The sequence below is a fragment of the Nocardia sp. NPDC058244 genome (genome assembly GCF_042882065.1).
Lineage (GTDB): Bacteria > Actinomycetota > Actinomycetes > Mycobacteriales > Mycobacteriaceae > Nocardia.
In genome coordinates, this window is the sequence record NZ_JBHVWX010000001.1 from 763,277 (window position 1) to 789,027 (window position 25,751).

Sequence of the window (25,751 nt, forward strand, 5' to 3'; positions counted from 1 at the left end):
CCTGAATGCCAGCGACGAGGAAGGATCGACGTGAGCGACGAGCGGGATACTCGCGCCGAAGACGGCGACGATACCGCCGCTGCCACTCGGCCGAGCGGCAAGCGGACAGCTCGCCGTGCGCGCACGTCGGATGCGCCGGTGGACACCGGTTCGGTGGCCACGCTGGATCGGTCCTCTCGCAAGGCGGACAAGACTGCGGGGAAGTCCACGGGCAACCCGTTCAAGCGGCTGATCAAGTTCCTGCGAGAGGTCATCGCGGAACTGCGTAAGGTGATCTGGCCCAACCGGAAGCAGATGGTCACCTACACGACCGTCGTTCTGGTGTTCGTGGTCTTCATGGTCGCGTTCATATTCGGGTTGGATACGGCGTTCATCAAGGGTGTCGACTGGCTGTTCGGCTGATCGCCGACACCGACGCCGGTAGCCGATCCCGGGCCGGAACGGCGGAGTGTGCGCTCCGCGCCCCCGACCCGGCCCAGAGGATGTAGTGACGACACAGGAAGCGAGTGCCCCAGTGAGCACCCCGGAGAACGAAACAAACGACGAGTTCCCGGTCGACGACGCCGTGGCGGAGAACGCCACCGACGAGGTCGAGGCCACCACCGAGCTCGCTGACGCCGACGAGACCGTCGTCGAGGCCGTCGCCACCGAGGAAGACCCCGAAGCCGACCCGGTCGAGTCGATGAAGGCCAAGCTGCGCCGCGTCCCCGGCGACTGGTACGTCGTGCACTCCTACGCCGGCTACGAGAACAAGGTCAAGACCAACCTCGAGACCCGCGTGCAGAACCTCGGCCTCGAGGACTACATCTTCCAGGTCGAGGTGCCGACCGAAGAGGTCACCGAGATCAAGAACGGCCAGCGCAAGCACGTCAACCGCAAGGTGCTGCCGGGCTACATCCTGGTCCGGATGGAACTGAACAACGAGTCGTGGGGCGCGGTCCGCAACACCCCCGGCGTCACCGGTTTCGTCGGTATGACCGGCGGTGGCCCCGGCGCCAAGCCGACCCCGCTGACCATCAACGAGGTCGTGAAGTTCCTGGTCCCGGCCGGTGCGCAGCAGAAGAAGGCGGCCGCCGCGGCGACGACGTCGACCGGTGCCGAGTCCACCGGCGAGGTGTCGGCCAAGCCGATCATCGAGGTCGACTTCGAGGTCGGCGAGTCGGTGACCGTGATGGACGGCCCGTTCGCGACGCTGCCCGCCAGCATCAGCGAGGTCAACGCCGAGCAGCAGAAGCTCAAGGTGCTCGTCTCGATCTTCGGTCGCGAGACCCCGGTCGAGCTGAACTTCACCCAGGTCTCCAAGATCTAGCTCGAACCAGCTTCGCAACGGCACCGCCTCGGCGGTGCCGTTGTCGTTGAACGACCCTCCCGGCTGCGGCCGCTTCGGCGCGGTTCGGTAGAGTGTGACAGTTCGTGTGTAGACCCCCGCCAGGCGTTTTCCGCCCGGTGTCGTGGTCGTGCGCGAATGCCGGGTTTGGACCCGGCGTGGGAGCGATCCCGCAACAGGCTTACGGCAACCGTAAGGAACCCGAAACCCAAGGAAGAAAGATGCCCCCCAAGAAGAAGAAGCTCGCCGGGATCATCAAGCTGCAGATCCAGGCCGGCGCCGCGAACCCGGCTCCTCCGGTCGGCCCCGCGCTCGGTCAGCACGGCGTCAACATCATGGAGTTCTGCAAGGCGTACAACGCCGCGACCGAGTCGCAGCGTGGCAACGTCATCCCGGTCGAGATCTCGGTGTACGAGGACCGGACGTTCGACTTCAAGCTGAAGACCCCGCCCGCCGCGCGTCTGCTGCTCAAGGCCGCCGGTGTGCAGAAGGGCTCGGCCGAGCCGCACAAGACCAAGGTCGCCAAGGTCACCATGGACCAGGTCCGGGAGATCGCCAAGACCAAGGCCGAGGATCTCAACGCCACCGATCTCGATCAGGCCGCGAAGATCATCGCCGGTACCGCCCGTTCGATGGGTATCACCGTCGAGGGCTGAGCGAACTCTCGCTCCATGTGGGAGGGCCGGCCAGGCCCGGAAAACCACATCTGACACCAGAACATTAAGGACAGAGAATCATGGCAAAGCGAAGCAAGGCGTATCTCGCCGCTGCTGAGAAGGTCGATCGCGACAAGCTGTACTCCCCGCTGGCCGCCGCGCGCCTGGCCAAGGAGACCTCGACCACCAAGACCGACGCGACCGTCGAGGTCGCCGTTCGTCTCGGCGTCGACCCCCGTAAGGCCGACCAGATGGTCCGTGGCACCGTCAACCTGCCGCACGGCACCGGTAAGACCGCCCGCGTCATCGTGTTCGCCGCCGGCGAGAAGGCCGCCGAGGCCGAGGCCGCCGGTGCCGACGCCGTGGGCGCCGAGGACCTGATCGAGCGGATCCAGGGCGGCTGGCTGGACTTCGACGCCGCGATCGCCACCCCGGACCAGATGGCCAAGGTCGGCCGCATCGCGCGTGTCCTCGGCCCGCGTGGTCTGATGCCGAACCCGAAGACGGGCACCGTCACCAACGATGTGACCAAGGCCGTCAACGACATCAAGGGCGGCAAGATCAACTTCCGCGTCGACAAGCAGGCCAACCTGCACTTCGTCATCGGCAAGGCGTCCTTCGACGACGCCAAGCTGGTGGAGAACTACGGCGCCGCGCTGGACGAGATCCTGCGTGTGAAGCCGTCGACCGCCAAGGGCCGCTACGTCAAGAAGATCACGGTTTCGACCAACACCGGACCGGGCATCCCGGTGGACCCGAACCGCACCCGCAACCTCCTCGACGAGGATGCGTGAGCTTCGACTGACAGGTAGCTCCTGATCGACCACGAGGGTGGGAACGCACTGCGTTCCCACCCTCGCGGTTTTTCCGGGTCAGTTCTGGTCGTCGGTTTTGGTGCGCCAGCCGAGCAGCACCGAATCGCCGCCCTGCGGTTTCCACGGCAGGAAGATCGCCACGATGATCGCGCACACCAGCACCGCGCCCGCGGCGACGAGGGAGGCGGTGTGCGCGCCCTGCAGCGTCGCGGACTTCATCGCGACGATGAGGTTCTCGCGCTGGGTCTCGAAGAACGGGGCCAGTTCGCGTTTGCGCAGCTCGAGCACGCTGAGCGGACTCGCCTTGACCAGTTCCTTCTCCCGCTCGTTCATGATGCCGACCGGGATGGCGTCGATTCTGGAACCGATTCGGCTGGTGTAGTACGAGGCCACGATCGAGCCGAGCACGGCGACGCCGAGGGTGCCGCCGATCTCCCTGGTGGTGTCGTTGACCGCCGACCCGGCGCCCGCTTCGTCCAGCGGGAGCGAGGACATGATCGATTCCGTCGCGGGGCCCTGCACGATGCCGAGGCCCAGCGCCATGAACACCATCGACGGCAGCACCCCGATCAGGTAGGTGCTGTCCACGGTGACCTGGCCGCCGAGGTAGAGCCCCAGCCCGGTGAGCAGCAGGCCGATCACCAGGACCGCGGTCGTGCCGACCCGCTGTGCCAGCAGCGTGGCCACCGGCGCGCCGATCGCGACCGAGAACGCGAACGGCAAAGACGCGATACCGAATTCGAGTGGCGTGTATTCGCGCACGCCCTGGAAATACTGGGTGATCAGGAACAGGAAGCCGAACATCGAGAAATACCCGATCGCGATGGCCAAGGCGGGCAGCGAGAATCGGCGATTCCGGAACAGCCGCATATCGAGAATCGGTGCGGCGGAACGCAATTCCCAGACGACGAACGCGGCGAGCAGCAGGGCGCCGAGGGTCGCGGTGCACAGCGTGGTGAGTGAGAGCCAGCCGTTGTGCGGCGCCTCGATGATCGCCCACACCACCAGCGTGATGCCCGCGATCGACAGGAAGATGCCGGGCAGATCCAGCCTGCCGACCTGTTCGGCGCGCGATTCCGGCACCCAGATCAGCGTCGCGACCAGCGCGACCAAGGCCACCGGCACATTGATCCAGAACACCGAGTGCCAGCTGAAGTGTTCGAGCAGCCAGCCGCCCGAGATCGGGCCGATGGCGATGGCGAAGCCCGCCATCGCGGTCCAGGCGGCGATGGCCAGCGCGCGTTCGCGCTTGTCGGTGAAGATGTTGATGATCAGGGCCAGGGTGGCCGGGAAGACCGCGGCGGCGAAGACGCCCATCGCCGCGCGGGCCGCGATGACCTGCGTCATCGACTCGGCGAGCGCGCCGCCGACCGACATCACCGCGATGCCGATCAGGCCGACGATCATGATCCGCCTGCGGCCGTAGCGGTCACCGAGGTTGCCCGCGGCGAGCAGCAGTCCGGCGAAGGTCAGGGTGTAGGCGTCGACGACCCACTGCAGGCCGGAGACGCCGGTCTGCAACTGGACGCCGATGGAGGGGAGGGCGACGTTGACGATGGTGTTGTCGAGGACGACCAGCAGTTCGGCCAGGCAGATGACGACGAGTGCGAGGAATCGCTGCGGACGCCGGTCCAGCAGCACTGGTGGAGCGACTATGGAGGTTGCCATAGTTGAGAAGTGAAGCAGGTTACTGTCACCGAACGTAACACCTTTCCGGTGAGATTGCTGCCACTTCGAACCATCGAATGTGAGCTGGGTCACTTCGAGAGTCGGCGAATCCGGCACCGCCGGGGGCGTTTTGGCAGATCGGGGCCGGTGCCGGTACAGTGGACTCCGGTCATCGACATGTTCGATGACTACCCATTCGTTCTACCGAAGACCGTTGGTCGTCGATATCGCTTGCGCGTGTCGATCGAAGGTCCGGCGACATTGCCGGCGGCCCACGCAGGGAGAGCTGAGGCCGATATTTTCGCGCCCCGGTACGCCTTGCGTCCGGGGCGTTAGTTTTGTCGCCGGCCCCTGAATTCGGTAGTGCGCGTTCACGAACCGACATCAGAGAGGAGGCGAAGTATGGCGAAGCCTGAAAAGGTCACCGCTGTCGCGGAGATCGCGGAGCAGTTCAAGAACTCCACGGCCACTGTTGTCACGGAATACCGTGGTCTTTCGGTCGGCAAGCTCACCGAGCTGCGTCGCGCGCTCGGCGCCGAGGCCACGTACTCCGTCGCCAAGAACACCCTGGTCAAGCTCGCGGCCGCGGAAGCGGGCGTCGAGGGCCTGGACGACTTGTTCGTCGGACCGACCGCCATCACCTTCATCCAGGGTGAGCCGGTCAACGCCGCGAAGGCCCTCAAGACCTTCGCGAAGGACAACAAGGCGCTCATCATCAAGGGCGGCTACATGGACGGCGCTGCGCTGTCCGTGTCCGAGGTCGAGAAGATCGCCGACCTGGAGACCCGCGAGGTCCTGCTGGCCAAGCTGGCCGGTGCGATGAAGGGCAACATGTCCAAGGCTGCCGGGCTGTTCTCGGCTCCTGCCGGTCAGGTGGCCCGTCTGGCCGCCGCGCTGCAGGAGAAGAAGCAGGCCGAAGGCGCTGCCGAGTAATACCCCCGTGTGGGTGTTACCGCCCGCGCAAACAGACATTCACTACCGAAAGGAACAATCATGGCCAAGCTGTCCACCGAAGAGCTGCTCGACGTTTTCTCGGAGATGACCCTCCTGGAGCTGTCCTCCTTCGTGAAGGCGTTCGAGGAGAAGTTCGAGGTCACCGCTGCTGCCCCCGTCGCCGTCGCCGCGGTCGCCGGTGGCGCCGCTCCGGCTGACGCCGCCGAGGAGCAGGACGAGTTCGACGTCATCCTCGAGGGTGCCGGCGACAAGAAGATCCAGGTCATCAAGGTGGTCCGTGAGATCGTCTCCGGCCTGGGTCTGAAGGAAGCCAAGGACCTGGTCGAGGGTGCCCCGAAGCCGATCCTGGAGAAGGTCACCAAGGAGGCCGCCGACGCCGCCAAGGCCAAGCTGGAAGAGGCCGGCGCCAAGGTTGCCGTCAAGTAATTCGGCGCTTCGCGTTCGCGAACGGGCGGTCCCTTCGGGGGCCGCCCGTTTGTTGTTCATCCCGACATGGGATGGTGATACGCGCTGTATCAACCGGGTGGGTTACTCTTCAGTCAGATGAAGGGTGTGCCCTGTCTCACTGATGGGATACAGTGACCGGACCCACAGTGTCGTGACGCACCGCCGTGATGTAAGCGCGCGGTCAGCGGGGTGGGCTGCTCGCAGGCAACAATGGAGGTAGGCGTGGGCGTCGAGGTCAGGACCGAGGGTGTTACCAAATCCTTCGGGTCGCAGCGTATTTGGCAGGACGTGTCGATCACGCTCCCTTCGGGCGAGGTGAGCGCCCTGCTCGGCCCTTCGGGTACGGGTAAGTCGGTGTTCCTGAAGTCGCTGATCGGCCTGTTGCGGCCCGAGCGCGGCTCCATCTTCATCGATGGCACCGATATCACCACCTGCTCCAACAAGGAGCTCTACGAGATCCGCAAACTGTTCGGCGTCCTTTTCCAGGACGGCGCGCTGTTCGGCTCGATGAATCTGTTCGACAACATCGCTTTCCCGCTTCGTGAGCACACGAAGAAGTCGGAAACCGAGATCAAGCGCATCGTCATGGAGAAGCTCGAGCTGACCGGTCTGCTCGGCGCCGAGGGCAAGCTGCCCGGCGAGATCTCCGGCGGTATGCGCAAGCGCGCCGGCCTGGCCCGCGCCCTGGTCCTCGACCCGCAGATCATCCTCGTCGACGAGCCCGACTCCGGTCTGGACCCGGTGCGTACCTCGTACCTGGCGCAGCTGCTGCTCAACATCAACGCGCAGATCGACGCCACGATCCTGATCGTGACGCACAACATCAACCTGGCCCGTACCGTGCCGGACAACATCGGCATGCTCTTCCGCCGCCAGCTGGTCATGTTCGGCCCCCGCGAGGTGCTGCTGACCAGCGACGAGCCCGTGGTCAAGCAGTTCCTCAACGGCCGCATGATCGGCCCGATCGGTATGTCCGAGGAGAAGGACGAGGCGCAGATGGCGCGCGAGCAGGCGCTCGTCGACGCCGGTCACCACCACGGTGGCGCCGAGGAGATCGAGGGCATCATCCCGCAGATGAAGGCCGAGCCCGGCATGCCGGTTCGCCAGGCCGTGTTCCGCCGTCAGGCGCGGGTGCGCGAGATCATGCACACCCTGCCGCACGCGGCGCAGGTCGCCATCCGCGAGTCGCTGGACCAGTCCGACGACACCCAGGTGATGGCCGCCTACGGCAGCGAGCACCCCACCGCGGCCTTCGACAGCAAGACGATTCCGCACGGCCAGATCAACGGCTGAGCGCACCCGGCGATACCAGCGAGCCCCGGCCGTCACGGCCGGGGCTCGCTGCGTTCATGTCGGAAAACAGCCGCTGAACGGGCATTTCCCGGGTTGGCGTCTTCGGCGTGTCGCGAGTAAAATAGCCGCGGTTCCGGCCGGGGATGCCCAGCGCGCCAGGCGATCTCACTTCTCGGACAGACCGCGCCGCGCCACTTGACGAGGCGCGCGCGAACCGTCACCCTATTCACAGCAGTGTCAGCTGCGCAGGGGCCCCAGCGCCCAGAACGACCGACGCGGCCAGCGTCACGGGAGTTCGGCGCGTTTGCCGTGTGAGCGGTCGCACGGATGGTATGTTGACACCCCTCTATATGTGGGTGTAAGTTTGGACGTTGCGCTGGCTGCCTCCTGTCCACACCTTGATTCGCACACGTAAGTTCCACCTTCCGGTGTTACTTCCGCTGCTGCCTGTTCGGGTTTCGTTCGGGTTGTAACCAGCGGAATTCGTAGCAGACAAGCGACGGTCGCGGACCACCACGCGACGCGCGTGAGGTGCTGGAAGGACGCATCTTGGCAGTCTCCACCCAGACCAAGGCTGGAATCCCCGGAGCCCCGTTGAGGGTTTCGTTCGCGAAGATCCGTGAGCCCTTGGAGGTGCCCGGACTTCTCGACCTACAAACGGACTCGTTCGCCTGGTTGGTCGGTACCCCCGACTGGCGTGAGAAGGCGGCCGCACGCGGCGACGTCGGTCTCGCAGGCGGCTTGGAGGAGGTGCTCGAGGAGCTCTCGCCGATCGAGGACTTCTCCGGTTCGATGTCCCTGTCGTTCTCCGATCCGCGCTTCGAAGAGGTCAAGGCCTCCATCGAAGAGTGCAAAGAGAAGGACATGACCTACGCGGCGCCCCTGTTCGTCACCGCGGAGTTCATCAACAACAACACCGGTGAGATCAAGAGCCAGACGGTCTTCATGGGTGACTTCCCGATGATGACCGACAAGGGCACCTTCATCATCAACGGCACCGAGCGCGTCGTCGTCTCGCAGCTGGTCCGCTCCCCGGGCGTCTACTTCGATCACAGCATCGACAAGGGCACCGAGAAGGACCTGCACAGCGTGCGCGTCATCCCGTCGCGCGGCGCGTGGCTGGAGTTCGACGTCGACAAGCGCGACACCGTCGGCGTGCGCATCGACCGCAAGCGCCGTCAGCCGGTCACCGTGCTGCTCAAGGCGCTGGGCTGGACCACCGAGGAGATCGTCGAGCGTTTCGGCTTCTCCGAGATCATGATGTCCACCCTGGAGAAGGACAGCACCCCCGGCCAGGACGAGGCGCTGCTCGACATCTACCGCAAGCTGCGTCCGGGCGAGCCGCCGACCAAGGAGTCCGCGCAGACCCTGCTGGAGAACCTGTTCTTCAAGGAGAAGCGCTACGACCTGGCGCGCGTCGGTCGCTACAAGATCAACAAGAAGCTCGGCATCCACGTGCACGAGCCGGTGACCTCCTCGGTGCTGACCAAGGAAGACATCGTCACCACCATCGAGTACCTGGTGCGTCTGCACGCCGGTGATCGCTCGATGACCGCCCCCGGTGGCGAAGAGGTCCCCGTCGAGATCGACGACATCGACCACTTCGGCAACCGTCGTCTGCGCACCGTCGGCGAGCTGATCCAGAACCAGATCCGGGTCGGCCTGTCCCGCATGGAGCGCGTGGTCCGCGAGCGGATGACGACTCAGGACGTCGAGGCGATCACGCCGCAGACCCTGATCAACATCCGCCCGGTCGTCGCCGCGATCAAGGAGTTCTTCGGAACCTCCCAGCTGTCGCAGTTCATGGACCAGAACAACCCGCTGTCGGGTCTGACCCACAAGCGCCGCCTGTCGGCGCTGGGCCCGGGTGGTCTGTCCCGTGAGCGCGCCGGCCTGGAAGTCCGCGACGTCCACCCGTCGCACTACGGCCGCATGTGCCCGATCGAGACCCCGGAAGGCCCGAACATCGGCCTGATCGGTTCGCTGTCGGTGTACGCGCGGGTGAACCCGTTCGGTTTCATCGAGACCCCGTACCGCAAGGTCGTCGACGGCGCCGTCACCGATGAGGTCAAGTACCTCACCGCCGACGAGGAAGACCGCTACGTCCGCGCGCAGGCCAACTCCCCGGTCGACGCGCAGGGCCGCTTCATCGAGGAGAAGGTCCTTGTGCGGCGCGCCGGCGAAGAGGTCGAGTTCGTGACCCCGGCGCAGGTCGACTACATGGACATCTCGCCGCGCCAGATGGTGTCGGTCGCGACGGCCATGATCCCGTTCCTCGAGCACGACGACGCCAACCGTGCCCTCATGGGCGCGAACATGCAGCGTCAGGCCGTGCCGCTGATCCGTTCCGAGTCCCCGATCGTGGGCACCGGCATGGAGCTGCGCGCCGCGGTCGACGCCGGCGATGTCGTGGTGAACGAGAAGCCGGGTGTGGTCGAGGAGGTCTCGGCCGACTACGTCACCGTGATGGCCGACGACGGCAGCCGCAAGTCCTACCGGATGCGCAAGTTCAACCGCTCGAACCAGGGCACCTGCTCCAACCAGCGTCCGATCGTGGACGAGGGCCAGCGGGTGGAGAAGGGGCAGGTCCTCGCGGACGGCCCCTGCACCGAGAACGGTGAGATGGCGCTCGGCAAGAACCTTCTTGTCGCCGTCATGCCGTGGGAAGGCCACAACTACGAGGACGCGATCATCCTGTCGCAGCGCCTCGTGGAAGAGGACGTTCTCACCTCGATCCACATCGAAGAGCACGAGATCGACGCCCGCGACACCAAGCTGGGCGCCGAGGAGATCACCCGGGACATCCCGAACGTCTCCGACGAGGTGCTGGCCGACCTGGACGAGCGCGGCATCATCCGCATCGGCGCCGAGGTTCGCGACGGCGACATCCTGGTCGGCAAGGTCACCCCGAAGGGCGAGACCGAGCTGACCCCCGAGGAGCGCCTGCTCCGCGCGATCTTCGGTGAGAAGGCGCGCGAGGTGCGCGACACCTCGCTGAAGGTGCCCCACGGCGAGTCCGGCAAGGTCATCGGCATCCGCGTGTTCTCGCGCGAGGACGACGACGATCTGCCCCCCGGTGTCAACGAGCTGGTCCGCGTCTACGTGGCCCAGAAGCGCAAGATCCAGGACGGCGACAAGCTCGCGGGCCGCCACGGCAACAAGGGCGTCATCGGCAAGATCCTCCCCACCGAGGACATGCCGTTCATGCCCGACGGCACCCCGGTCGACATCATCCTGAACACCCACGGTGTTCCGCGTCGTATGAACATCGGCCAGATCCTGGAGACCCACCTGGGCTGGATCGGTAAGGCCGGCTGGAATGTCGACGTGGCGACCGACGGCACCCGCCCGGACTGGGCGGCCAACCTGCCGGAGGAGATGCTGGGTGCCCCGGCCGACTCCAACATCGCGACCCCCGTCTTCGACGGTGCCCGCGACGAGGAGCTGACCGGTCTGCTCGGCTCGACCCTGCCGAACCGTGACGGCGAGCGCATGGTCGACGAGAACGGCAAGGCGACCCTGTTCGACGGCCGCTCCGGCGAGCCGTTCCCGTACCCGGTCGCGGTCGGTTACATGTACATCCTGAAGCTGCACCACCTGGTCGACGACAAGATCCACGCCCGTTCGACCGGTCCGTACTCGATGATCACGCAGCAGCCGCTGGGTGGTAAGGCGCAGTTCGGTGGTCAGCGTTTCGGTGAGATGGAGTGCTGGGCCATGCAGGCCTACGGCGCGGCGTACACGCTGCAGGAGCTCCTGACCATCAAGTCCGACGACGTGGTCGGCCGCGTGAAGGTCTACGAGGCGATCGTCAAGGGCGAGAACATTCCGGAGCCGGGCATTCCGGAGTCGTTCAAGGTGCTCCTCAAGGAACTCCAGTCGCTGTGCCTCAACGTGGAAGTGCTGTCCTCGGACGGCGCCGCGATCGAGATGCGTGACGGCGACGACGAGGATCTGGAGCGCGCCGCGGCGAACCTGGGCATCAACCTGTCCAGGAACGAAGCGGCCACAGTCGACGATCTGGCGAACTAGGTGGTACGCGCGGTGCGGGCTCGTCCCGCACCGCGCACCGCGCACGATCAACTAGTGAACTTTTGCTCGAATTCGACCCGAACAGGGGAAAGGAAGTTACGTGCTAGACGTCAACTTCTTCGATGAACTCCGGATCGGCCTGGCCACCGCTGAAGACATCCGCCAGTGGAGCTATGGCGAGGTCAAGAAGCCGGAGACCATCAACTACCGCACGCTCAAGCCGGAGAAGGACGGGCTCTTCTGCGAGAAGATCTTCGGCCCCACCCGGGACTGGGAGTGCTACTGCGGCAAGTACAAGCGTGTCCGCTTCAAGGGCATCATCTGTGAGCGCTGTGGCGTCGAGGTGACTCGCGCCAAGGTGCGTCGTGAGCGGATGGGCCACATCGAGCTGGCCGCACCCGTCACCCACATCTGGTACTTCAAGGGCGTTCCGTCGCGCTTGGGCTACCTGCTGGATCTGGCGCCGAAGGATCTCGAGAAGATCATCTACTTCGCCGCCTACGTCATCGTCGGTGTCGACGAGGAGCTGCGCCACAACGAGCTCAGCACCCTCGAGGCCGAGATGGAGGTCGAGAAGAAGGCTGTCGCCGATCAGCGCGACGCCGACCTCGAGGCCCGCGCGCAGAAGCTCGAGGCCGACCTGGCCGAGCTGGAGGCCGAGGGCGCCAAGTCCGACGTGCGCCGCAAGGTCAAGGACGGCGGCGAGCGCGAGATGCGTCAGCTGCGCGACCGCGCCCAGCGTGAGCTGGACCGCCTCGACGAGATCTGGACGACCTTCACCAAGCTGTCGGTCAAGCAGCTCATCGTCGACGAGGTGCTCTACCGCGAGCTCGTCGACCGCTACGGCGAGTACTTCACCGGCGCCATGGGTGCGGAGTCCATCCAGAAGCTGATGGAGAACTTCGACATCGACGCCGAGGCCGAGAACCTGCGCGAGACCATTCGCTCGGGCAAGGGCCAGAAGAAGCTGCGCGCGCTCAAGCGGCTCAAGGTCGTCGCGGCCTTCCAGGCCAACGGCAACTCGCCCATGGGCATGGTGCTCGACGCCGTTCCGGTGATCCCGCCGGAGCTGCGCCCGATGGTCCAGCTCGACGGTGGCCGTTTCGCCACCTCCGACCTGAACGACCTGTACCGCCGCGTGATCAACCGCAACAACCGCCTCAAGCGACTGATCGATCTGGGCGCGCCCGAGATCATCGTCAACAACGAGAAGCGGATGCTGCAGGAGTCGGTCGACGCCCTGTTCGACAACGGCCGTCGTGGTCGCCCGGTCACCGGTCCGGGTAACCGCCCGCTGAAGTCCCTGAGCGACCTGCTCAAGGGCAAGCAGGGTCGTTTCCGTCAGAACCTGCTCGGCAAGCGTGTCGACTACTCGGGCCGTTCGGTCATCGTGGTCGGTCCGCAGCTGAAGCTGCACCAGTGTGGTCTACCCAAGCTGATGGCGCTCGAGCTGTTCAAGCCGTTCGTCATGAAGCGTCTGGTCGACCTGAACCACGCGCAGAACATCAAGTCCGCCAAGCGGATGGTCGAGCGTCAGCGTCCCCAGGTGTGGGATGTCCTCGAAGAGGTCATCGCCGAGCACCCGGTGCTGCTGAACCGCGCGCCCACCCTGCACCGCCTGGGTATCCAGGCCTTCGAGCCGCAGCTGGTCGAAGGCAAGGCCATCCAGCTGCACCCGCTCGTGTGTGAGGCGTTCAACGCCGACTTCGACGGTGACCAGATGGCCGTGCACCTGCCGCTGTCGGCGGAGGCGCAGGCCGAGGCGCGCATCCTGATGCTGTCGTCGAACAACATCCTGTCCCCGGCGTCGGGTCGCCCGCTGGCGATGCCGCGTCTGGACATGGTGACCGGCCTGTTCTACCTGACCCGTCTCGACGAGAAGGGTGTCGGCACCTACCAGGCCGGCGGCAAGGACGAGCCGGAGTCGGGCGTGTACTCCTCGCCCGCCGAGGCCCAGATGGCCGTCGACCGCGGTGAGCTGACCGTGCGTTCGATGATCAAGGTGCGTCTCACCGAGCAGCGCCCGCCGCGCGAGATCGAGGCGGAGCTGTTCCCGGAGGGCTGGCACCGCGGTGACGCGTGGCTGGCCGAGACCACCCTGGGTCGCGTGCTGTTCAACGATCTGCTCCCGGCGGACTACGCGTTCATCAACGAGCCGATGCCGAAGAAGCGGCAGGCCACGATCATCAACGATCTGGCCGAGCGCTACCCGATGATCGTCGTCGCGCAGACCGTCGACAAGCTCAAGGACGCCGGCTTCTACTGGGCCACGCGTTCGGGTGTCACCGTCTCCATGTCGGACGTGCTCGTTCCGCCGGAGAAGGCCGACATCATGGAGCGGTACGAGGCCATGGCGGATCAGATCGAGAAGAAGTACCAGCGTGGTGCGCTCGATCACCAGGAGCGCAACAACGCCCTGGTCAAGATCTGGCAGGAAGCGACCGAAGAGGTCGGTACGGCGCTGCGTTCGCACTACCCGGCCGACAACCCGATCATCACGATCGTCGACTCGGGCGCGACCGGTAACTTCACCCAGACCCGTACCCTCGCCGGTATGAAGGGCCTGGTGACGAACCCGAAGGGTGAGTTCATCCCGCGCCCGATCAAGTCCTCGTTCCGTGAGGGCCTGACCGTGCTCGAGTACTTCATCAACACCCACGGTGCTCGTAAGGGTCTGGCCGACACCGCGCTGCGTACCGCCGACTCGGGTTACCTGACCCGTCGTCTGGTGGACGTCTCGCAGGACGTCATCGTGCGCGAGCACGACTGTGGCACCGAGCGCGGCATCGTCGTGCCGATCGCGGAGAAGCAGGCCGACGGCTCGCTCATCCGGGACGCGCACGTCGAGACCTCGACCTACGCTCGCACCCTGGCGACCGACGCGGTCGACGCCAACGGCAACGTCGTCGTGGCCAAGGGCGCCGATCTCGGCGACCCGGCCCTGGAGGCGCTGCTCGAGGCCGGTATCACCGAGGTGAAGGTCCGCTCCGTGCTGACCTGCACCACCGGCACCGGCGTCTGCGCCACCTGCTACGGCCGCTCGATGGCCACCGGCAAGCTGGTCGACATCGGCGAGGCCGTCGGCATCGTCGCCGCCCAGTCCATCGGTGAGCCGGGTACCCAGCTGACCATGCGTACCTTCCACCAGGGTGGTGTCGCGGGTGACGACATCACCGGTGGTCTGCCCCGCGTGCAGGAGCTCTTCGAGGCTCGTGTGCCCAAGGGCAAGGCGCCCATCGCCGAGGTCTCGGGTCGCGTGCGGCTCGAGGACGACGACCGCTTCTACAAGATCACGATCATCCCTGATGACGGGTCGGACGAGGTCGTCTACGACAAGCTCTCGAAGCGTCAGCGTCTGCGTGTGTTCAAGCACGACGACGGCACCGAGCGCCTGCTGGCCGACGGTGACCACGTGGAGGTGGGTCAGCAGCTGCTCGAGGGCGCTGCCGATCCGCACGAGGTGCTGCGCGTGATGGGTCCCCGTCAGGTGCAGGTCCACCTGGTCCACGAGGTCCAGGAGGTCTACCGCTCGCAGGGTGTGTCGATCCACGACAAGCACATCGAGGTCATCGTGCGCCAGATGCTGCGTCGCGTGACGATCATCGATTCGGGTGCGACCGAGTTCCTGCCCGGTTCGCTCACCGAGCGCGCCGAGTTCGAGGCCTCGAACCGTCGCGTGGTGGCCGAGGGCGGCGAGCCCGCCTCCGGCCGTCCGGTGCTGATGGGTATCACCAAGGCGTCGCTGGCCACCGATTCGTGGCTGTCGGCGGCCTCCTTCCAGGAGACCACCCGAGTGCTGACGGACGCGGCCATCAACTGCCGCTCCGACAAGCTGATCGGCCTGAAGGAGAACGTGATCATCGGTAAGCTCATCCCGGCCGGTACCGGTATCAACCGCTACCGCAACATCCAGGTGCAGCCGACCGAAGAAGCCCGCGCCGCCGCGTACGCGGTGCCGTCCTACGACGACACCTACTACTCGCCGGACAGCTTCGGCTCCTCCACCGGTGCCGCGGTGCCGCTGGACGACTACGGCTTCAGCGACTACCGCTAAGTCCTAGGCAGGCACAACAATTCGGCCCCGCTCCTTCCCGGAGCGGGGCCGATCTGGTTTCCTGCCAGCGTCGTGGGTGTGAGCTGTCGATGAGACGATAGGTTCATGACATCGGTCAGTCGCATGGTTCCCGATCTGCTGCGAATAGCCCTTAGGCGGGTATGGGTGGAGCGTCCAGACCTGGTCACTGACAGAGCGCACGAACGCACTGTTGTGGCGGCCATCGCTGGTGCTCTCACAGTCGTGATGAAGCCGTTCGATGAACGGTGGCGTGCAGATGTCGAGTACAACCGAATCTGGCGGGGCGATGCGGCAAAGCGAAAGTTGCTGGAACAGAAAATTGTTGACTGTACCCATGGCGCGAATTGGATCAGGCTTTCTGGTCGGTTCCCCGATCTGATCGTGCATGATCCGCGTCATGGTGCCGAGATGCCGAACCTTTTGGTGCTCGAGGCCATGGTAGGAAGGCGAGGCGGCGACAAGAAGCGTGACTCCGATCGTGAGAAAATCTTCGACCTCATGGAACAACTCGACTACAAATTCGGAGTATTTCTCGAGTTTGACGGCACCGGTGGTCGGCCGCGACTGCAGTGGCTCACAATCGACCCCCGGGCTGTCAGCGCCGTAGAGGAACTCTAACGTCCTGCTCTGCCCTGTCGTCAGCGCGCCGTCGTTGCTGCATTGGGGTCATCAGGCGACCTTGATCGTGTGTGGTCCGACGCTGACGCTGATATCGACGTGACCGCCGAGGGCGCGGGCGTAGGCGCGGAGGGTGTCGAGTTCCATGGCGGCGAGGTCGCCGTTCTCGATCTGCGAGATTCTCGCCTGGCTGACACCTAGAGCGGTGGCGAGTTCGGCTTGCGTTTTGCCGATCGTCTGACGGAGCTCCTTGAGGTGGTGCCCGGCGATTCGGCCATCCAACTGTGCCGCTGCTGCCGCCTGAACCTCGGGGTCAGCCAGTTCCGGATGCAACCGGTGGGCTTCTTCTTTCACCTCACGCCAATTGCGTGCGCCAGTCATCGTTCCTCCTTCGCCTTCTCGACGCGGTAGTCGGCATAGCGATTTTCTGCCAACGGGATCGCGTCGTCGTACCAGTGGGACCACCGCCCGGCTTTGTCTCCGCTGACCAGGATGATCGCCTGGCGATCCGGATCGAATACGAACAGCATCCGGATCTCCGAGCGTCCACGCGAGCCCGGGCGCAGCTCTTTCAAATTGTTCAACCGACTGTGTTCGAGCGTATCGACCAGGGGTCTGCCCAGTGAGGGACCGACTGCGGCGAGTCGGTCCAACGCCTGCTCGATCAAGGCTGCTGAGGCCGGGTCGGACTCGCACAGCTTCATGAACCAGCGGTCAACCGGTTCGAGTAGCACGATCTCCCATTCCACCCAGCAAGTATAAGTCTCAGCTTATGTGCACGGAAGGCTGGGGTGGTGGTCAATCGGTCGTCGACTCGGCGGGTTGGCGGGTGGGGGCGGTGCGGGCGTGGGTGGCGTAGAGGGTGAGGCCTACGAAGGTGAGGCCGCCTACGAGGTTGCCTACGACGGTGGGGATTTCGTTCCAGAGGAGGTAGTCGGCGAGGGAGAAGTCGCCGCCGAGGAGGAGGCCGGAGGGGAAGAGGAACATGTTGACGATGGAGTGTTCGAAGCCCATGTAGAAGAAGAGCATGATGGGCATCCACATCGCGATGACCTTGCCGGAGACCGAGGTGGACATCATGGCGGCGACCACGCCGGTGGAGACCATCCAGTTGCACAGGACGGCGCGGATGAACAGGGTGAGCATGCCCGCGGCGCCGTATTCGGCGTAGCCGAGGGTGCGGGACTCGCCGATCTCGCCGAGCTTCTGGCCGACGGCGCTGGGGTCCATGGAGAAGCCCATGGTCAGGATGATCGCCATCATCACGGCGACGGTGAACGCGCCGGCGAAGTTGCCGACGAAGACCAGGCCCCAGTTGCGCAGCATCGAGCGCACGGTGACGCCGCGGCGCTTGTCCAGCAGGGCCAGCGGTACCAGCGTGAAAACGCCGGTGAGCAGGTCGAATCCGAGCAGGTACAGCATGCAGAAGCCGACCGGGAAGAGGACGGCGCCCAGCAGCGGCTGGCCGGTGTTGACGGTGATGGTGACCGCGAACGCCGCGGCGAGGGCGAGGATCGCGCCCGCCATATAGGCGCGGATCACGGTGTCCCTGGTGGACATGAACGCCTTGGCTTCGCCCGCGTCGACCATCTTCTCGACGAAGTCCGCTGGTTTGAGATAGGACATACGACCCCTTCGTAGTGCTTCCAGCACAGTAGTTTTCGCGGTCGAGATTGCCTCGCGATCACCGGAAGTTGCCGCCCGGTAAATAGTGGTATTCCACTATGGCGGTCGAGTGTGGGCGGATGGCAGGCTGGCGGGGTCCCCGACCGAGGAGCCCGAATGCAACCGATCATGAGCAAGTCCGCCGCCGCCGACCTGGTCGTCGCCGCCCGCATCCGCAAGGGCCTGACCTGGGCCGCCATCGCGGAATCGCTGGGCGCGCCGCTGGTCTGGACGACGGCGGCCCTGCTCGGTCAGCACCCGATGACCGAGGAGCAGGCGGCCGCGGTCTGCGCGCTCCTCGATCTCGACGAGACCGTGGCGGAGAGCCTGCGCCTGCAGCCCTCGCGCGGCGCCGACCCGGCGCAACTGGCCGATCCCACCATTTACCGCCTGGTCGAGGCGGTCTCGGTCTACGGCCCGGCGCTCAAGGCGTTGATCCACGAGGAATTCGGCGACGGCATCATGAGCGCCATCAACTTCAGCATCGACATCGCCCGCCGCCCGCACCCCGACGGCGACCGCGTCGTCATCACTCTCGACGGCAAGTTCCTCGACTACCGCTGGTAAGGGCGGTCTGCGCGCATCCCGCTACTCGCGATCTCGGTGGCGGTTCGTGATCCGTTCGAAGATCGCGCGCTGCTCTTGCTCTGCCTGGCGGTCCTGGCATGGCCGGCAACCCCACTTCGGCGAGACGTTGGTGACACAGCATCCGCCCAGCATGAACTCGCCCCGCTCGGCGGCCTGGAATGTCTCGAAGGTGGGGTAGCCGTACATGATCCGGATCATCGGGCCATCGCATTCCGGGCAGTGCGGTGCGTCGTCCTGAGTGTTGGTCATCGGTAGAGCTTGCCGGATCGATCGTTGTCGCCGACCCGAATCGAGGCGGTCGGACACTGCCGACGAGGTGTGTCGTAGGCGGCGGGTTCGCCCGCACCCCGACGGCGACCGCGTCGTCATCACCCTGGACGGCAAGTTCCTCGATTACCGCTGGTAGATCAGGCCTCGGGGCGCGCGGGCACCTCGGCGACGGTCCGTGCCTCGGGATCACCGACCGGCAGCGGTTCGGGTTCGCCGAGGCGGACGATGATCACGCCGGCGAGAATCAGCGCCCCGCCGAGCAATTGGATCGGGCGGGGCGCCTCGCCGAGCAGGGCCCAGGCGAACAGCAGCGCGGCCAGCACCTCGGTGAGCGCGACGAACGAGGCCAGCCGCGAGCCGAGGCGGCGGGTGGCGGCGATGCCGGTGACGTAGGCGATCGCGGCGGTGACGACGCCGATCAGCAGGATCGGCACCCACCATGGCGTGCTGAAGTCGTCGAAAACGACCGTCGCGGTGGTGGCGCGCAGCGGCACGATGCCGACCAGGCCGGCCAGGACCAGCGTGACCCCACCGATCAGCAGACCGCCCGCCGCCAGCACCGTGCCGGGCAACTCGCCGCCCTGGGCGGAGAGCACGAAGTACGCCGCGGCGCCGATCATCGCGGCCAGCGCCCAGGTGATGCCGAGGGGATCGGTGGACACCCCGGCGAGGATGTCGAGCACCAGCAGCAGCCCGGTGATGCCGAGCGCGGCGCCGGCGAGGGTGGCCGCGCCGGGGCGCTGGCGGTGGCGCGCCCACATCCAGCCGACGACGGCGATCGGCGCGGTGTATTCGATCAGCAGCGCGGCGCCGACCTCCATGTGCGCGACCGCGTTGAAATAGGCCAGCTGGGTGCCCGCGACGGCGAGCAGTCCGTACAGCCCGATCAGGGTCGCGTTGGCGCGCACCAGATTCCAGTTGCCGCGCAGCTGGGGGAGGGCGATGGGAAGCAGGACGACTCCGGCGAGCAGCACCCGCGCGGCGACCACGGCGGCCGCGCTCCAGCCCGCGTTCATCAGGCCGCGCGCGAGCGGGCCGGACAGGCCGAACGAGGTGGCGGAGGCCAGCGCGAAGAGCAGGCCGGTGCGGATCCGGCTGCTCGCCAGTCCGTCATGAGTCAAAGTCGCCATGACTAATGACGGTAAGGAGGCTGCGGTAATATGTCAACGTGGTTTTCGCTCATGACACCGAGGCGGCGCTGCTGGCGGCGGTCGAACTGGTCAATTCCGCGGAGGACCCCGACACCCTCACCGGCGCCGCCCAGCTCGACGAGTTCTTCGTGCGGCACGTCTACACCGGTGTGCACACCGGCGACGCCGCGGAACTGGCCGCGGTCCGGGCCTTACGCGCGCCGCTGCGCCGGATGCTCACCAGCGACCGGGACAGCGCGGTCGTGCTGGTGAACGAGACCCTGGCCGAGCACCGCGCGGTGCCGCAGCTGGTCCGGCACGGCGACGTCGACTACCACGTGCACGCCGTCCCGCCCGAGGCCCCGCTGCCGGTCCGCATCGCCGTCGAGACCGCGATGGCCATGATCGACCTGATCCGCGCCGACGACCTGAGCCGCCTGTCGATCTGCGCCGACGACACCTGCGACGGCCTGGTCCTCGACCTGTCCCGCAACCGGTCCCGCCGCTATTGCAGCACCGCGTGCGGCAACCGCAACGCGGTCGCGGCCTATCGGGCCAGGCAGCGTTAGAGCGAGCGCACCTTCGGGCACTTCTTGCCCGCCAGATGACACTTGTCCTCGAAGCCGGCGGGCAGCCACGTCCCGGTGCGCAGCAGGGGATGGTGGGGGAAATGCCGCAGGGCCGCGGTGACGAAGATCAGTGGCGCCCAAGCACTCCGGATCTGCAACTGCTGCATGGTCCCGCCGCGGTCGGGGAACCGGCAGCCGACCAGATCGGGCGCGGTCAGGTCGACGCTCTCCAGCGCCGACCAGTGCAGCGAGAACGACCGCTCCGGATTGGCCAGGTGGATCCGCCTATCGGAGATCATCGCCGACCCGGTGCGCTCGGCCACCCAGCGCGGTTGCGCCGCTGCCTCGGCCCGCAGCCGCCGTGACTCGTTGCGCACCGCGTTGCCCAGGTGCGCGACGGCGCCGAGCGGGGTCCGCCCGTCGGCTCGTACCTGGCCGCGCACCCACTTGCCGGTGCCCGGTCCACGCCAGGTGAACCACTGGACGCCGCCGTCGGCGAAGCAGATCTCGCCGGGACCGAGCCGGACTCTGGTCGCGGTGGACGGGATCCGGTCGCCGTGGCCCGCCGCGAGCAGTTCGACGACTCCGCACGTGTACAGCAGGTAGTCGTCGAACCAGGTCCAGCCCGCCTGCTCGGCCAGGGCTCGATCGATATCGGCCAGCGGGTCGAACACGTCTCTCACCACCCACTCACAACGTGTGAACTCTCCTTCCGTCAACGGTAGCGGAGAGTCCGCACGGTCCTCAGCGCTCGCTGTCGAGCGCCGCCATCTGCGCGGGCGCGTAGCGATCGCCCGCGACCGCGGCGGCCGGGGCTGCGGCCTCCAGCGCGGCCAGTTCCGCCGGGGTGAGGGCGACGGTGAGGGCGTTGAGTGTCTCGCTCAGCCGGGCCCTGGTGCGGGCGCCGATCACCGGGACGATGTCGGTGCCCCGGCTCAGCGCCCAGGCGATCGCCAGCTGCGCCACCGAAACACCGCGTGCGGCGGCGATGTCGGCGAGCGCGTCGACCAAACGCAGGTTCCGCGTGAGGTTCTCGCCCTGGAAGCGCGGGCTGTGGGTGCGGAAGTCGGTGGCGTCGGCGGGCGCGCCACCCGCGCGGAAGGTGTCGCTGAGCAGGCCGCGGGAGAGTACGCCGTAGGCGGTGATGCCGACGCCGAGTTCCCGTGCCACCGGCAGGATCTCGTCCTCGATGCCGCGCGTGATCAGCGAGTACTCGATCTGCAGGTCGACGATCGGGTGCACGGCGGCGGCCCGGCGCAGGGTGTCGGCGCCGACTTCGGACAGGCCGATGTGGCGGACGTAGCCCGCCTCGACCAGGTCGGCGATGGCGCCGACGGTATCCTCGATCGGCACATCGGGGTCGAGCCGGGCCGGGCGGTAGATGTCGATGTGGTCGACGCCGAGCCGGGTGAGGCTGTAGGTGAGGGAATTGCGGACGGCGGCGGGCCTGCCGTCGAAGCCGGCGAACGAGCCGTCGGGGCCGCGCAGCGCGCCGAACTTCACGCTGAGCAGCACGTCCTCGCGGGCTCGTTCGGCGATGGCCTTGCCGATCAGCAGCTCGTTGTGGCCCGCGCCGTAGAAGTCGCCGGTGTCGATGAGGGTGATGCCCGCGTCGATCGCGGCGTGCAGGGTGGCGGTGGATTCGCGGTCGTCGGTGGCGCCGTACATGCCGGACATGCCCATCGCGCCGAGGCCGATGCGGCTGACGCGGGGGCCGCCGGTACCGAGGGTGGTCGAGGGAGTGTGCGGGGAGTTCGTCATGACCTCAGCCTGCGCGGGCCGGGCGGCGCGCGGCAGAGAGCGTTCATCGGGGGATCGCCGGTCCCTGGCTGGGTGGCGTGCGGTCGGCGCACCATGGAGGCATGGACCGCACCGAGCTCGCCGACTTCCTGCGCAGGCATCGTGAACAGCTCACGCCCGCCGACGTGGGCCTGCCGCCCGGGGTGCGCCGCCGGACGCCGGGCCTGCGCCGCGACGAGGTCGCCCTGCTCACCGGCATGTCGACCGACTACTACACCCGGCTCGAGCAGGCGCGCGGTCCGCGTCCGTCGACCCAGGTGCTCACCGCGCTGGCCAGGGCCCTGCGCCTGAGCGCCGACGAACGCGACCACCTGTTCCACCTGTGCGGGCACCCGTCGCCGGACCGCGAGCTGCGGGACAAGCACGTCGGCCCCGGGCTGCTGCACATGCTGTCCAAGCTCGACGACACCCCGGCCGCGGTGGTCACCGAGCTGGGTGAGGTGCTCGTGCAGAACCGCATGCACACCCTGCTGGCGGGCGACCACGGCGACCGCAGCGGGCTCGATCGCTACTACGCCTGGCGCTGGTTCACCGATCCCGCCGCCAGAACCGTCTTCCCGGAAGAGGATTGGGGCAGGCTCGGCCGCAGCCACGTCGCCGACCTGCGCGCCACCGCGGCGCGCCGGGCCGACGACCCCGAGGTCACCCACTACATCGCCGAATTACGGCGCAACAGCCCGGAATTCGAGGCGCTGTGGAACGAACACGAAGTGGCGGTGCGGGTCACCGACGCGAAACGCTTCGTCCATCCCGAGGTGGGGCTGATCGACACCGTCTGCGAGGTGCTGGTGACCCGGAACGCGGCCCAGCGCCTGCTGGTCTACCTGCCCCGGCCCGGCACCGACGCCGCGGAGAAGATGGCGCTGCTGCGGGTGATCGGCACCCAGCGGCTCAGCCCGGCGTGAGGCGTCAGGGCGCCCCGGTGACGTAGGCGAGCGCGGTGTCGACGGCGGGCTGCCCGCCCGCCAGCGCGTACCCGGCCAGCGCGCCGATCGCGGCGCCCGCCACGGTCGCCACCGGCACGGTGATGAAATCGAGGACGAACAGCCCGAGCGGGAACCCGAGGACGAAACCGATCGCGGCCCCGATCACCGCGCCCTGGATGATCTCCGGCTGCAGCCGCTGGGTCTCGGCGAAGAAGCGTTCCTGGGCGCTGATGTCGCGCACCGGGGTATCGGACTCGCCGATCGGGGTCAGGGTGAGGCTGGTGCCCGCCGCGTCGATGGCGGGCGTCAGCGGCACCTCGTGCTCGCCGAGCCGCACGACCATCGGCAGCGCGGCGATCACCGTGCCCCCGGCATCGGTGACGGTGACGACCTTCGCGTCGTGCGCCAGCTGGAACCGGCCCGCGTCGAGCGTGGTCACCACGGCGCGCCGGTCCTCGGACACACCGACCTGGTAGTTCACGTCCTTGTCGACGCCGCGCAGCTGGATGCCGGGCTGCCCTGGCTCGGCGGCGCCCACTCCCGTACCCGCCAGGGTGACCCCCATAGCCAGCAGCGCCGCGCCGATCCCCGTGCCGATCCTCATCCCGCCAAGCCTCCCGCTGTCCCATCCGGGAGCCGATCGTCCCGTCCGTCGCGGCAAACCTAACCGCTGGCACGCTTTTCGGAAAGTTGTCGGACTGTCGCGCGCGTGCGTGGGGCCGATGGTCAGCGGGCCGCGGACGACAGGTCGGCCGTGGGTGGACGACGGGCGAACGCCGGTGCGTGTTCCGGGCGCAGGCCGATACCGCCCAGGTACGCGGTGAGCCCGGCCAGGACCGGCACCGCGTCGACGACTCGCAGCGGGAGGGGAGCGGTGTGCAGGGTCCCGCGCAGGGCGGGGGCGATGAGCAGGTCGTGCTCGCCGCGTTGGGAACGCTGGGTGAAACTCGCGGGCAGCATCCGCCTGCGCTGCACTTTGTCCAGGTCGGCGAGGCCCACCGCGCCGTCGAGCAGCGGCTGGGCGAGCAGGCGCGCGGCGGCGACGGCGTCCTGTATCGCCAGGTTCACGCCGACACCGCCGACCGGCGACATCGTGTGCGCGGCGTCGCCGATGCACAGCAGGCCGGGCACGTACCAGCGGTCGAGCATGCCGACCGTCACCTCGAGCAGCTTGACGTCGTCCCAGGAGCCGATCGCCGCGGTCGCCTCGGCGGACCAGCCGAACAGTTCGGTGATCCGGTCGCGCAGCCAGGCCACGTCGTTGGCCGCGCGCAGCGTCGCGTCGCGGCCCTTCTCGATGATGTAGCCGGTCTGGTAGTAGTCGCCGCGGTCGATCGCCACCGCGGAGTTCCCGCTGGTGAAGCGGGCCTGTACCGCGCCGCCCTCGGTGTCGTCGGCGGATTTCGGGATGCGGAAGAACCACATGTCCATCGGTACGTCCTCGGTCCGCTGACGCAGGCCGGCGGCCTCGCGCGCCACCGAATCGCGGCCGTCGCAGGCGAGCACCAGGTCGGCGTGCAAGGTGTGCTCGATGCCGTCGGCGTCGCGGTAGCGCACGCCGGTGACCGTGTCGGATTCGTGGATCAGTCCGGTGACGGTCGAGCGCATGCGCAGTGTGAAGGTCGGCTCGGTGGCGGCGGCGCGGACCAGCAGATCGAGGAAATCCCACTGCGGGACCATCGCGATGTGCCGGTACCGGCCGGGGATCCGGGTGAGATCGGCGGCGACGACCATCCGGTCGCCCGCGTACATGCACATCCTGGTCAGCGCGGACTGGGGCAGCCGGGCGAAGTCCGGGCCGAGGCCGAGTTCGTCGAGCAGCCGCACGGTCGACGGGTGCACGGTGTCGCCGCGAAAATCCCGCAGGAAGTCGGGGTGCTTCTCCAGCACCGTCACCTCGACGCCCGCCCTGGCCAGCAGCAGGCCCGCCATCGTGCCCGCCGGTCCGCCGCCGACGATGCAGCACGTGGTCTTGTCCATCAGTACCCCCTCGAACGCCATTGTCTACGACAAAGCGTAGTAGGCGAATCCGGGCGCGGTCCATGGTTTTCGGAAATTCCGGGCAGCCCTTGACGGCCGGAGGTGGGCGCGCAATACTGAACTAGATGGTTCAGTATGACTTCCTGGATGCCTCGTTCGGGGCGCTCGCGGACCCCACCCGGCGGGGCATCCTCGAGCGACTCGGGCGTGGGCCCGCCAGTATCAGCGAGTTGGCCGAGCGCTTCGAGATGACCTTGACCGGCATCAAGAAGCACATCGGTCTGCTGGAGAACGCGGGCATGGTGGTCACCGAGAAGCGTGGGCGGGTCCGGTACTGCCGGATCGGCGACCACGTCTTCGACCGGGAGGTGGCCTGGATGCAGGGTTATCGGCAGATGCTCGAAGCCCGGATGGACCGTCTCGGTGAATTCCTCGAACGAACGGAGCCAGAGCAATGAGCACAACGACCAACGACGCGGTCATCACCTCGACCTCGGACCGCGAAGTCCACATCGAACGCGATTTCGACGCACCGCTGGACCGGGTGTGGAACGCCTACAGCCGGATCGAGCAGCTCTCGCGCTGGTGGGGCCGCGGGCATGTGGTCGACGTCGAACGCTGGGAATTCCGCAAGGGCGGGCACTGGCGCTTCGTCGAGCACGACGGCGACGAGTCCTACGGATTCGAGGGCCGCTTCCGCGAGATCACCCCGAAGGAGCGGATCGTGCAGTCCTTCGAATGGGACGGCATGCCCGCGCACATCTCGATCGACTCGACCACCTTCGTCGACCTGGGCAACGGCCGCACCAGGGTGGTCACCGACAGCATCTTCCACACCGCCGAGGAATGCGCGGGCATGCTCGCCTCCGGGATGGAAGGCGGCCTCAACGACAGCTACCGCGCCCTCGACGTACTGCTGGCCGAGGGCCGCTAGCGAT

The 25,751-nt window shown here is 67.0% G+C and carries 25 protein-coding genes; 15 read left to right on the forward strand and 10 right to left on the reverse strand.

Annotated elements, in window-relative coordinates:
• Positions 1-30: 30 nt before the first annotated feature.
• The 4 genes from secE (at position 31) to rplA (ending at position 2,777) form a co-directional block, all read left to right on the forward strand.
• On the forward strand, positions 31-402 hold the full coding sequence (gene secE, locus ACFVW6_RS03790; RefSeq protein ID WP_378823860.1) for a preprotein translocase subunit SecE: 372 nt from the start codon (positions 31-33) through the stop codon (positions 400-402).
• Between the two features lie 112 nt (positions 403-514).
• Positions 515-1,309: a transcription termination/antitermination protein NusG gene (gene nusG, locus ACFVW6_RS03795; RefSeq protein WP_355273838.1), complete on the forward strand. Its 795-nt coding sequence runs from the start codon at positions 515-517 to the stop codon at positions 1,307-1,309.
• Between the two features lie 239 nt (positions 1,310-1,548).
• The gene (gene rplK, locus ACFVW6_RS03800) at positions 1,549-1,983 is read left to right on the forward strand and encodes a 50S ribosomal protein L11 (protein WP_019049397.1); all 435 of its coding nucleotides are present in this window, start codon (positions 1,549-1,551) and stop codon (positions 1,981-1,983) included.
• 80 nt (positions 1,984-2,063) lie between these two features.
• Complete coding sequence (rplA, locus tag ACFVW6_RS03805) at positions 2,064-2,777, forward strand: 50S ribosomal protein L1 (RefSeq protein WP_336084266.1); 714 nt, start codon at positions 2,064-2,066, stop codon at positions 2,775-2,777.
• 78 nt (positions 2,778-2,855) lie between these two features.
• On the opposite strand, the gene ACFVW6_RS03810 is transcribed toward rplA, so the two are convergent.
• A complete protein-coding gene (locus ACFVW6_RS03810) occupies positions 2,856-4,466 on the reverse strand; it encodes an MFS transporter (protein WP_378823858.1) in 1,611 nt (536 codons plus the stop codon).
• A 402-nt stretch (positions 4,467-4,868) separates the two neighbouring features.
• Between ACFVW6_RS03810 and rplJ the strand changes: the two genes are divergently transcribed.
• The 6 genes from rplJ to ACFVW6_RS03840 all read left to right on the forward strand — a co-directional run bounded on the left by rplJ (position 4,869) and on the right by ACFVW6_RS03840 (position 15,885).
• Entirely contained in the window at positions 4,869-5,399 is a 531-nt protein-coding gene (rplJ, locus tag ACFVW6_RS03815; protein WP_218719611.1) for a 50S ribosomal protein L10, read from the forward strand.
• A gap of 60 nt (positions 5,400-5,459) precedes the next feature.
• The gene (gene rplL, locus ACFVW6_RS03820; protein ID WP_355273832.1) at positions 5,460-5,846 is read left to right on the forward strand and encodes a 50S ribosomal protein L7/L12; all 387 of its coding nucleotides are present in this window, start codon (positions 5,460-5,462) and stop codon (positions 5,844-5,846) included.
• Between the two features lie 243 nt (positions 5,847-6,089).
• Positions 6,090-7,160 (forward strand): ABC transporter ATP-binding protein, encoded by a 1,071-nt coding sequence (locus ACFVW6_RS03825; RefSeq protein ID WP_355273829.1) that lies wholly within the window; start codon positions 6,090-6,092, stop codon positions 7,158-7,160.
• A gap of 531 nt (positions 7,161-7,691) precedes the next feature.
• Positions 7,692-11,192 carry a DNA-directed RNA polymerase subunit beta gene (locus ACFVW6_RS03830; protein WP_355273827.1) on the forward strand — a complete coding sequence of 1,167 codons (3,501 nt, stop codon included), beginning with the start codon at positions 7,692-7,694 and terminating at the stop codon, positions 11,190-11,192.
• Positions 11,193-11,292: 100 nt separating this feature from the next.
• Positions 11,293-15,246, forward strand: coding sequence for a DNA-directed RNA polymerase subunit beta' (locus ACFVW6_RS03835; RefSeq protein WP_365008327.1), 3,954 nt, complete (start codon positions 11,293-11,295; stop codon positions 15,244-15,246).
• 105 nt (positions 15,247-15,351) lie between these two features.
• Positions 15,352-15,885 (forward strand): hypothetical protein, encoded by a 534-nt coding sequence (locus tag ACFVW6_RS03840; RefSeq protein ID WP_378823852.1) that lies wholly within the window; start codon positions 15,352-15,354, stop codon positions 15,883-15,885.
• A 51-nt stretch (positions 15,886-15,936) separates the two neighbouring features.
• Here the strand turns inward: ACFVW6_RS03840 and ACFVW6_RS03845 are convergent, their stop codons facing one another.
• From ACFVW6_RS03845 to ACFVW6_RS03855, 3 genes are read right to left on the reverse strand one after another with little or no spacing between them, the layout of a single operon-like run.
• The gene (locus ACFVW6_RS03845; protein WP_357342615.1) at positions 15,937-16,266 is read right to left on the reverse strand and encodes a helix-turn-helix transcriptional regulator; all 330 of its coding nucleotides are present in this window, start codon (positions 16,264-16,266) and stop codon (positions 15,937-15,939) included.
• On the reverse strand, positions 16,263-16,634 hold the full coding sequence (locus tag ACFVW6_RS03850; RefSeq protein ID WP_378823850.1) for a type II toxin-antitoxin system RelE/ParE family toxin: 372 nt from the start codon (positions 16,632-16,634) through the stop codon (positions 16,263-16,265). The genes ACFVW6_RS03845 and ACFVW6_RS03850 overlap by 4 nt, the downstream gene beginning before the upstream one ends.
• A 49-nt stretch (positions 16,635-16,683) precedes the next feature.
• The gene (locus tag ACFVW6_RS03855) at positions 16,684-17,511 is read right to left on the reverse strand and encodes a formate/nitrite transporter family protein (RefSeq protein WP_378823848.1); all 828 of its coding nucleotides are present in this window, start codon (positions 17,509-17,511) and stop codon (positions 16,684-16,686) included.
• A 156-nt stretch (positions 17,512-17,667) separates the two neighbouring features.
• On the opposite strand from ACFVW6_RS03855, the gene cynS reads away from it, so the two are divergent.
• Positions 17,668-18,117 carry a cyanase gene (cynS, locus tag ACFVW6_RS03860; protein WP_378823846.1) on the forward strand — a complete coding sequence of 150 codons (450 nt, stop codon included), beginning with the start codon at positions 17,668-17,670 and terminating at the stop codon, positions 18,115-18,117.
• 21 nt (positions 18,118-18,138) lie between these two features.
• On the opposite strand, the gene ACFVW6_RS03865 is transcribed toward cynS, so the two are convergent.
• Both ACFVW6_RS03865 and ACFVW6_RS03870 read right to left on the reverse strand, forming a co-directional pair.
• Positions 18,139-18,387, reverse strand: coding sequence for a hypothetical protein (locus ACFVW6_RS03865; RefSeq protein ID WP_378823845.1), 249 nt, complete (start codon positions 18,385-18,387; stop codon positions 18,139-18,141).
• Positions 18,388-18,545: 158 nt separating this feature from the next.
• Entirely contained in the window at positions 18,546-19,538 is a 993-nt protein-coding gene (locus tag ACFVW6_RS03870; RefSeq protein ID WP_378823842.1) for a DMT family transporter, read from the reverse strand.
• 38 nt (positions 19,539-19,576) lie between these two features.
• Between ACFVW6_RS03870 and ACFVW6_RS03875 the strand changes: the two genes are divergently transcribed.
• On the forward strand, positions 19,577-20,107 hold the full coding sequence (locus ACFVW6_RS03875) for a CGNR zinc finger domain-containing protein (RefSeq protein ID WP_378823840.1): 531 nt from the start codon (positions 19,577-19,579) through the stop codon (positions 20,105-20,107).
• Here the strand turns inward: ACFVW6_RS03875 and ACFVW6_RS03880 are convergent.
• Both ACFVW6_RS03880 and ACFVW6_RS03885 read right to left on the reverse strand, forming a co-directional pair.
• On the reverse strand, positions 20,104-20,790 hold the full coding sequence (locus tag ACFVW6_RS03880; protein ID WP_378823839.1) for a hypothetical protein: 687 nt from the start codon (positions 20,788-20,790) through the stop codon (positions 20,104-20,106). The genes ACFVW6_RS03875 and ACFVW6_RS03880 overlap by 4 nt on opposite strands.
• A gap of 61 nt (positions 20,791-20,851) precedes the next feature.
• A complete protein-coding gene (locus ACFVW6_RS03885) occupies positions 20,852-21,868 on the reverse strand; it encodes an aldo/keto reductase (protein WP_378823837.1) in 1,017 nt (338 codons plus the stop codon).
• Between the two features lie 101 nt (positions 21,869-21,969).
• Here ACFVW6_RS03885 and ACFVW6_RS03890 point away from each other — a divergent pair, with 101 nt between their 5' ends.
• On the forward strand, positions 21,970-22,812 hold the full coding sequence (locus ACFVW6_RS03890; protein WP_355273800.1) for a helix-turn-helix transcriptional regulator: 843 nt from the start codon (positions 21,970-21,972) through the stop codon (positions 22,810-22,812).
• A gap of 4 nt (positions 22,813-22,816) precedes the next feature.
• On the opposite strand, the gene ACFVW6_RS03895 is transcribed toward ACFVW6_RS03890, so the two are convergent.
• Both ACFVW6_RS03895 and ACFVW6_RS03900 read right to left on the reverse strand, forming a co-directional pair.
• Positions 22,817-23,437, reverse strand: a complete 621-nt coding sequence (locus ACFVW6_RS03895; RefSeq protein WP_378823835.1) for a hypothetical protein — start codon at positions 23,435-23,437, stop codon at positions 22,817-22,819.
• Between the two features lie 122 nt (positions 23,438-23,559).
• Positions 23,560-24,813, reverse strand: a complete 1,254-nt coding sequence (locus ACFVW6_RS03900; RefSeq protein ID WP_378823834.1) for an FAD-dependent oxidoreductase — start codon at positions 24,811-24,813, stop codon at positions 23,560-23,562.
• Positions 24,814-24,938: 125 nt separating this feature from the next.
• Here ACFVW6_RS03900 and ACFVW6_RS03905 point away from each other — a divergent pair, with 125 nt between their 5' ends.
• Positions 24,939-25,271, forward strand: a complete 333-nt coding sequence (locus ACFVW6_RS03905) for a metalloregulator ArsR/SmtB family transcription factor (protein ID WP_357342625.1) — start codon at positions 24,939-24,941, stop codon at positions 25,269-25,271.
• Positions 25,268-25,747 (forward strand): SRPBCC family protein, encoded by a 480-nt coding sequence (locus ACFVW6_RS03910; protein ID WP_355273790.1) that lies wholly within the window; start codon positions 25,268-25,270, stop codon positions 25,745-25,747. Before ACFVW6_RS03905 ends, ACFVW6_RS03910 begins: the two co-directional genes overlap by 4 nt.
• Positions 25,748-25,751: the final 4 nt, after the last annotated feature.

Coding starts and splice junctions, on each gene's coding strand:
- ACFVW6_RS03900 (WP_378823834.1), bottom strand. CDS start 24,813: ATGGACAAGACCACGTGCTGCATCGTCGGCGGCGGACCGGCGGGCACG.
- rplJ (WP_218719611.1), top strand. CDS start 4,869: ATGGCGAAGCCTGAAAAGGTCACCGCTGTCGCGGAGATCGCGGAGCAG.
- rplL (WP_355273832.1), top strand. CDS start 5,460: ATGGCCAAGCTGTCCACCGAAGAGCTGCTCGACGTTTTCTCGGAGATG.
- ACFVW6_RS03845 (WP_357342615.1), bottom strand. CDS start 16,266: ATGACTGGCGCACGCAATTGGCGTGAGGTGAAAGAAGAAGCCCACCGG.
- ACFVW6_RS03810 (WP_378823858.1), bottom strand. CDS start 4,466: ATGGCAACCTCCATAGTCGCTCCACCAGTGCTGCTGGACCGGCGTCCG.
- ACFVW6_RS03905 (WP_357342625.1), top strand. CDS start 24,939: ATGGTTCAGTATGACTTCCTGGATGCCTCGTTCGGGGCGCTCGCGGAC.
- ACFVW6_RS03885 (WP_378823837.1), bottom strand. CDS start 21,868: ATGACGAACTCCCCGCACACTCCCTCGACCACCCTCGGTACCGGCGGC.
- ACFVW6_RS03890 (WP_355273800.1), top strand. CDS start 21,970: ATGGACCGCACCGAGCTCGCCGACTTCCTGCGCAGGCATCGTGAACAG.
- ACFVW6_RS03910 (WP_355273790.1), top strand. CDS start 25,268: ATGAGCACAACGACCAACGACGCGGTCATCACCTCGACCTCGGACCGC.
- rplA (WP_336084266.1), top strand. CDS start 2,064: ATGGCAAAGCGAAGCAAGGCGTATCTCGCCGCTGCTGAGAAGGTCGAT.
- ACFVW6_RS03865 (WP_378823845.1), bottom strand. CDS start 18,387: ATGACCAACACTCAGGACGACGCACCGCACTGCCCGGAATGCGATGGC.
- ACFVW6_RS03895 (WP_378823835.1), bottom strand. CDS start 23,437: ATGAGGATCGGCACGGGGATCGGCGCGGCGCTGCTGGCTATGGGGGTC.
- ACFVW6_RS03870 (WP_378823842.1), bottom strand. CDS start 19,538: ATGGCGACTTTGACTCATGACGGACTGGCGAGCAGCCGGATCCGCACC.
- rplK (WP_019049397.1), top strand. CDS start 1,549: ATGCCCCCCAAGAAGAAGAAGCTCGCCGGGATCATCAAGCTGCAGATC.
- ACFVW6_RS03840 (WP_378823852.1), top strand. CDS start 15,352: ATGACATCGGTCAGTCGCATGGTTCCCGATCTGCTGCGAATAGCCCTT.
- cynS (WP_378823846.1), top strand. CDS start 17,668: ATGCAACCGATCATGAGCAAGTCCGCCGCCGCCGACCTGGTCGTCGCC.
- ACFVW6_RS03855 (WP_378823848.1), bottom strand. CDS start 17,511: ATGTCCTATCTCAAACCAGCGGACTTCGTCGAGAAGATGGTCGACGCG.